The following is a 6,229-nucleotide window of genomic DNA, read 5'->3' as shown; positions in this document are numbered from 1 at the left end:
AACGCCAACGCCAACGCCAACGCCAACGCCAACGCCAACGCCAACGCCAACGCCAACGCCAACGCCAACGCCAACGCCAACGCCAACGCCAACGCCAACGCCAACACCGACACCGACACCGACACCGACACCGACACCAAACCCACCGACTCCAACCGCCGCCGCCGGAACACCACCGCTTCCGCCGCCGCCACCGCCAGGCGCGGCTCCGACGCCGCTTTATCGAACCGAAGTGCCCGTCTACACCGAAGTGCCGATCATCATGCGCGAACTGGCGATCCAGCAAATCGGCACATTCCACGAACGTCAGGGCGAGCAGTCATTGCTAGGCGAAACCGGCGCGCTGCCCGCCGCATGGGCGCGCGTCTGGGGCGGCCACGCGACGCTGCGCAACAGCGGCGCGGCGGACCCGGAATTCAGCGGTGGAATCGGTGGCGCGCAAGTTGGACACGATGTGTACGCCGATGCCAGCTCCACCGGTCATCGCAATCACTATGGCTTTTTCCTCGGCTTCGCGCGCGCAAGCGGCGACGTTAGCGGCTTCGCGCTCGGCTTCCCCAACTCAGCCGTGGGCCATCTCTCGGTCGATGCCTACAGCGCCGGCCTCTACTGGACGCATGTCGGCCCCGGCGGCTGGTACACGGATGCCGTCGTGCTCGGCAGCACGCTCACCGCCGATCCGGTATCGAACCGCGGCGTCGGCGCCAGCACACACGGCACGACATTCGCCGCATCGTTCGAAGCAGGGCTGCCCATCGCGCTGCCCGCGGGCCTCGGCATCGAGCCGCAAATGCAACTGATCTGGCAGCACGCGAGTCTCGACGATATCGATGACGGCATCTCGCACGTATCGTTCGATGAAGCGAGCGGTCTGATCGGGCGGCTCGGCCTACGTTTGTTCGCCAACTTCGATGCGGCCGGGACTTCGTGGCAGCCTTATTTGCGCGCGAACCTCTGGCGCTACTTCGGCGCCACCGATACCGTGACCTTCGCCGCATCGACCGTGATTCCGACGAGCGTATCCGCCACGACCGCGCAACTCGGCGCGGGTATCGTCGCGAAGGTGAGCGCACGCGGCAGCGCGTTCGCCAACGTGAATTACACGACGAATATCGGCGGCGCGCGTCGCAGCGCGATCGAAGGCGGTCTCGGCGTGCTGTGGAAGTGGTGAGCGCTCGTTGAAACCTGTTCGCTCGCGTGACTCCATGCATACTATTGGAGACTAAAAGAGCACGAACACTGGAGACGAAGATGAGCAGCGCGCCGCAATGCCCCCTGCACGACGATGCCTCTCTCGCCCCGAACGGCTGCCCTGTCAGCTCGCGCGCGGCCAGTTTCGATCCCTTCGGCGACGGCTATCAGCAAGATCCGCCCGAATATGTGCGCTGGGCGCGCGAGCAGGAGCCCGTCTTTTATAGTCCGAAGCTCGGCTACTGGGTCGTCACGCGCTACGACGACATCAAGGCGATCTTCCGCGACAATCTCACGTTCAGTCCGTCGATCGCGCTCGAAAAGATCACGCCCACGGGTCCCGAAGCCAACGCCGTCCTCGCGTCCTACGGGTTTGCGCTCAACCGCACGCTCGTCAACGAAGACGAGCCCGCGCACATGCCGCGCCGCCGCGCGCTGATGGAGCCCTTCACGCCCGACGAGCTCGCGCATCACGCGCCGATGGTCCGCGCGCTCACGCGCAGCTACGTCGATCGCTTTATCGACGATGGCCGCGCCGATCTCGTCGATCAGATGCTCTGGGAAGTGCCGCTCACCGTCGCGCTGCATTTTCTCGGCGTGCCCGAGGAAGACATGGACACGTTGCGCCGCTACTCGATCGCGCATACGGTCAATACATGGGGTCGTCCGAAGCCCGAAGAGCAGGTCGCCGTGGCGCACGCGGTCGGCAATTTTTGGCAGTACGCGGGCAAGGTGCTCGACAAGATGCGCGAAGATCCGTCCGGTCCCGGCTGGATGCAGTACGGCATCCGCAAGCAAAAGGAGCAGCCCGAGGTCGTCACCGACTCCTATCTGCATTCGATGATGATGGCGGGTATCGTCGCCGCGCACGAAACCACCGCAAACGCGACCGCCAACGCCATGAAGCTGCTGCTGCAACATCCCGACGCGTGGCGCGACATCTGCGACGACCCGAGCCTCATTCCCAACGCGGTCGAGGAATGCCTGCGCCACAACGGTTCGGTCGCGGCGTGGCGGCGGCTCGCGACGAAGGACGTGGTCATCGGCGGCATCGCGATTCCGGCGGGCTCGAAGCTGTTGATCGTGACCTCATCGGCGAATCACGATCAGCATCAGTTCGCCGACGCCGACCTCTTCGACATCCGCCGCGAAAACGCCAGCGATCAACTGACTTTCGGCTACGGCGCGCATCAATGCATGGGCAAGAATCTCGCGCGCATGGAGATGCAGATTTTCCTCGACGAACTCACGCGCCGTTTGCCGCACATGAAGCTCGCGGAGCAGCGCTTTACCTATGTGCCGAACACATCGTTTCGCGGACCCGAGCACGTGTTCGTGGAATGGGACCCGGCGATGAACCCGGAGCGCGCGGACGCGTCGGTGCGCGATGCGCGCGAAGTGGTGCGGATCGGCGAGCCGTCGGCGCATGCGGTGAGCCGGTCGGTGATCGTCGAAAGCGTAAAGGCATGCGCGGATCGCGTCGTGCGCGTGCGTCTCGCTTCCGCCGATGGCCGCGCGCTGCCGCGCTGGACGGCGGGTTCGCATATCGATGTCGTCTGCGGCGACACGGGACTATCGCGGCAGTATTCGCTGTGCGGCGACCCGGACGAGCGCGGCGTGTTCGAGATCGCCGTGCTGCGCGAGACGGAGAGTCGCGGCGGCTCGGCATGGGTGCACGGCAATTCGAAGCCCGGCGCGCATTGGCGCATTCGCGGGCCGCGCAATCACTTCCGGCTCGACGAGACCGCTGACAGGCTCGTGCTGATCGCGGGCGGTATCGGCATTACGCCGATCGGTGCGATGGCGCGGCGCGCGCGCGCCGTTGGCATCGAATACGAAGTGCACTACAGCGGCCGCTCGCGCGCGTCGATGGCGTTCGTCGATGAACTTACCGCGCTTCATGGCGACCGTCTGCGTGTGTATGTGTCGGCGGAAGGCGAGCGCATCGACTTCGCGTCGCTGCACGTCGATGGCGGCACGCAAGTCTATGCATGCGGTCCCGCGCGCATGCTCGATGCGCTCGCCGCAGTCAGCGACGCGTGGCCGGAAGACGCGCTCACCACGGAACATTTCGAATCGACACTCAGTGCACTCGATCCCGGCAGCGAGCACGCGTTCGAAGTGGAACTGAAGGACTCCGGCTTCACGCTGACGGTTGGAGCGGGGGAAGCTTTGCTTGCGACACTGAGGCGCGCAAACGTCGATGTGCAAAGCGATTGCGAAGAAGGTTTATGCGGCTCTTGCGAAGTGCGCGTGCTCGAAGGAGAAATCGATCATCGCGACGTGGTCCTGACTAGAGCAGAGCGGCAATCGAATCGCCGCATGATGACGTGCTGCTCACGCGCGAAAGGATCGCGGCTCGTTTTGGAGCTTTGATAATCGGCTGGGGCGAACTTTCTGTGCGGCGCTCGAGCGCATTTAGAAGGTCGTTCATACGCCCGATCTTTATCAATCGTAAAGCCGATTAACCCGAAGGTGAAATGTTGATATTCCGCTCCGTCATCGTTCGTATAAGTTTTCGGAATGTTTTGTGATAACCAAAGCATATTCGTAACGATCCAAATAGTGAATTGTGATCACACGTCTTACCTGCAGATTGCCCGTCCTTATACGGACGGGTTAATGTCATGCAAGATTTCGACTGAATAAGATGATTAATGAACGGCCGTGCGGTCCTTTAGACAATGCATCTGCTGCAATTCAAAGGACTTTTTTACTCCAACTAGGGTTATTACCTAGTAATATGTAATTTATTGTCCACCTTTGTCGTTTAAAATCAGTCTCAATTGGTGCGACGCACAAGCACCATTCATCGAACAACTTCACGTCTCCGTTTGCGCATTCGCACGATATCCGTGCGACGGAGTCGCTCGCTCGCGATTCTTGCACAGTCGGAGGTACGCGAGGGCAAACGCTGAACCTGAGAGATTTTCAATAAGGTCCATTAAAAGGACCACTCGATTTTTGCAAGCTAGTTGGTGCACCGTTTGGTGCAAAACTTCCTTAATCGACATTACTGAATTTGTCGTTGCGTCGACTGAATGCATAGGCGCGGCGTGCTAAAGGCTGCCACGCCGCCAACTGGAGGACGCTTTCCGAACATTTCGGGCAAGCATGCTTTTGCATGACATCTTCGCGCCGCGAGACTGCAAACCAAAAGTGCGGCGCGAGAAGCAGTTGAACATCATCGATCTGAGAGAAACGTAACGAGGGCTATCATCAATGACCAAGCGAATTGCAGTGGTAACGGGCGGCATGGGCGGACTGGGCGAAGCCATCAGTATCAAACTGCACGATGCGGGTTTCGCTGTCGTCGTGACGCATTCGCCGGGAAACGCGTCGGCGTCCGAGTGGCTCGCGAACATGGATCGTCAGGGCCGCGCCTTTCGCGCCTACGAAGTGGATGTCGCCGATTACGATTCCAGCCAGCACTGCGTCGCGAAAATCCAGCATGAAGTCGGTCCCGTCGATATCCTCGTGAACAATGCGGGCATCACGCAGGACACGACTTTCAAGAAGATGAGCAAGGTGAACTGGGATTCCGTTTTGCGCACGAACCTCGATTCCGTCTTCAATATGACGAAGCCGGTTTGCGAGGAGATGGTCTCGCGCGGCTGGGGCCGCATCGTCAATATTTCGTCGGTCAATGGATCGAAGGGGCAAGTCGGGCAGACCAATTATTCGGCGGCGAAGGCGGGCATGCATGGCTTCACCAAGTCGCTCGCGCTCGAAGTGGCGAAAAAGGGCGTGACGGTCAACACGATCTCGCCGGGCTATCTCGCCACCAAGATGGTGACCGCGATTCCGCAAGACATTCTCGACTCGAAGATCCTTCCGCAGATTCCAGCCGGGCGACTTGGCAAGCCGGAAGAAGTCGCGGCGCTCGTCGCGTTCCTGTGCTCTGAAGACGCAGGCTTCGTGACCGGCTCGAATATCGCCATCAACGGCGGCCAGCACATGCATTGATGAGCAAGGAGCGACGCGTCATGCGTTCAATCGCGCGTGGCGCGTCGATGACGTCCGACATGTCGATACGGGTGAGTCCATGAACCAACTCAGCGCGGATGCCGCCGTCTACAACATCGGTCATCTCGATTCCGCGATCGAGCATCTCGACCAGGTGCTGAATCTCGAAGGCGCGAATTCGCTTTTTTCGAAGACTTACTGGCGCAATCGCGTCGTGCAGGCGCTATCGACGCCGGGACTCGCGCCGAGTCAGCATACGCGGCTTCAGCGGCTGCTCGATCGCATCGCGCAATCCTGAAGCGCAGGCGCTGTGTTTCCTCTGACCCGTGAAGAAAATCGCGGGCGCTTGTAATATGCGGGCCGTACATCAATCACGGCTCATTTCAAGCGTATGTCTTTACCATTCTTCACACTCGCGCGTCTGTGCGGCGCGCTCGCGTTCGCTCTTTCACTCACCGCGTGCGGGACCACGAGCGAAGTCACGGCCGGCTCGCAGCCAGATGTCTACACCGTGACCGGCAAGGCGACCGGCACTCGCATGTCCTGGTCGACCGCGCGCAGTGCCGCAATGGACGCCGCCAACGACTACTGCAAGCAACGCGATCAACGCGTGTCGATCCGATCCGAAGCGACGAGCGGCATACGCTCGCTCGAAGAACAGACTTCGACGGTATCGTTCAGTTGCGTGGCGCGCGTGGAGCAAGCGGCGCGCGATTAAACTCCCGCACCCGAAGGCGCGGGAGCTTCACAGCGACTTACTGGCTCGCGCCTTGTCCGATGCCCGCTTTCTTCTGAGCGTTCTGGACGTCTTGCGGATACGTGGAATCATCGCGCTTCGCGGGGTTGTAGCCCGCGTCTTCGAGCTTCTTCAGCTCGGCATTCTTCTTCGCGCGTGCCTGCTTGCGGGCGGCTTTACGTTGCGCCTTGGTCGACGGTGCGGCTTGAGTCGCGTCCGTCGTGCTGCTGGTCTGAGCGAAAGACAGCGGCGCGACGGAAACACCGAATGCAGCCACGATGACGGAAACGACGAGCTTACTGGCAAGCGTTGCTTTCATATCCTCTCCAAAAGTCG

The 6,229-nt window shown here is 61.0% G+C and carries 6 protein-coding genes and 1 pseudogene; 5 read left to right on the top strand and 2 right to left on the bottom strand.

What is annotated here, in order from left to right; translation table 11 throughout:
- On the bottom strand, window positions 1–194 hold a 194-nt coding region (locus QCE79_RS24035), incomplete at its 3' end, for a hypothetical protein (protein WP_309848276.1).
- A 2-nt stretch (window positions 195–196) separates the two neighbouring features.
- Here QCE79_RS24035 and QCE79_RS24030 point away from each other — a divergent pair.
- The 5 genes and pseudogenes from QCE79_RS24030 to QCE79_RS24010 form a co-directional block, all read left to right on the top strand.
- Window positions 197–1,171: pseudogene (locus QCE79_RS24030) on the top strand (autotransporter domain-containing protein); the annotation flags it as partial.
- 80 nt (window positions 1,172–1,251) lie between these two features.
- Window positions 1,252–3,567 (top strand): cytochrome P450/oxidoreductase, encoded by a 2,316-nt coding sequence (locus QCE79_RS24025; protein WP_309848242.1) that lies wholly within the window; start codon window positions 1,252–1,254, stop codon window positions 3,565–3,567.
- An 846-nt stretch (window positions 3,568–4,413) separates the two neighbouring features.
- Window positions 4,414–5,157 carry an acetoacetyl-CoA reductase gene (gene phbB / locus QCE79_RS24020; protein ID WP_244829882.1) on the top strand — a complete coding sequence of 248 codons (744 nt, stop codon included), beginning with the start codon at window positions 4,414–4,416 and terminating at the stop codon, window positions 5,155–5,157.
- A gap of 79 nt (window positions 5,158–5,236) precedes the next feature.
- Window positions 5,237–5,455 carry a hypothetical protein gene (locus QCE79_RS24015; RefSeq protein ID WP_309848241.1) on the top strand — a complete coding sequence of 73 codons (219 nt, stop codon included), beginning with the start codon at window positions 5,237–5,239 and terminating at the stop codon, window positions 5,453–5,455.
- Between the two features lie 93 nt (window positions 5,456–5,548).
- A complete protein-coding gene (locus tag QCE79_RS24010) occupies window positions 5,549–5,875 on the top strand; it encodes a hypothetical protein (RefSeq protein WP_309848240.1) in 327 nt (108 codons plus the stop codon).
- A gap of 37 nt (window positions 5,876–5,912) precedes the next feature.
- Here QCE79_RS24010 and QCE79_RS24005 read toward each other — a convergent pair whose 3' ends face one another.
- Complete coding sequence (locus QCE79_RS24005; protein WP_244829885.1) at window positions 5,913–6,212, bottom strand: DUF4148 domain-containing protein; 300 nt, start codon at window positions 6,210–6,212, stop codon at window positions 5,913–5,915.
- Window positions 6,213–6,229: the final 17 nt, after the last annotated feature.

Origin of the sequence: Caballeronia sp. LZ003 (assembly GCF_031451465.1) — a bacterium.
Taxonomy (GTDB): Bacteria; Pseudomonadota; Gammaproteobacteria; order Burkholderiales; family Burkholderiaceae; genus Caballeronia.
This window is presented reverse-complemented; position numbering and strand designations above follow the sequence as displayed.

Bases quoted from the DNA above. Each gene is read 5' to 3' on its own strand.
- QCE79_RS24025 (WP_309848242.1), top strand. From the start codon at position 1,252: ATGAGCAGCGCGCCGCAATGCCCCCTGCACGACGATGCCTCTCTCGCC.
- phbB (WP_244829882.1), top strand. From the start codon at position 4,414: ATGACCAAGCGAATTGCAGTGGTAACGGGCGGCATGGGCGGACTGGGC.
- QCE79_RS24015 (WP_309848241.1), top strand. From the start codon at position 5,237: ATGAACCAACTCAGCGCGGATGCCGCCGTCTACAACATCGGTCATCTC.
- QCE79_RS24010 (WP_309848240.1), top strand. From the start codon at position 5,549: ATGTCTTTACCATTCTTCACACTCGCGCGTCTGTGCGGCGCGCTCGCG.
- QCE79_RS24005 (WP_244829885.1), bottom strand. From the start codon at position 6,212: ATGAAAGCAACGCTTGCCAGTAAGCTCGTCGTTTCCGTCATCGTGGCT.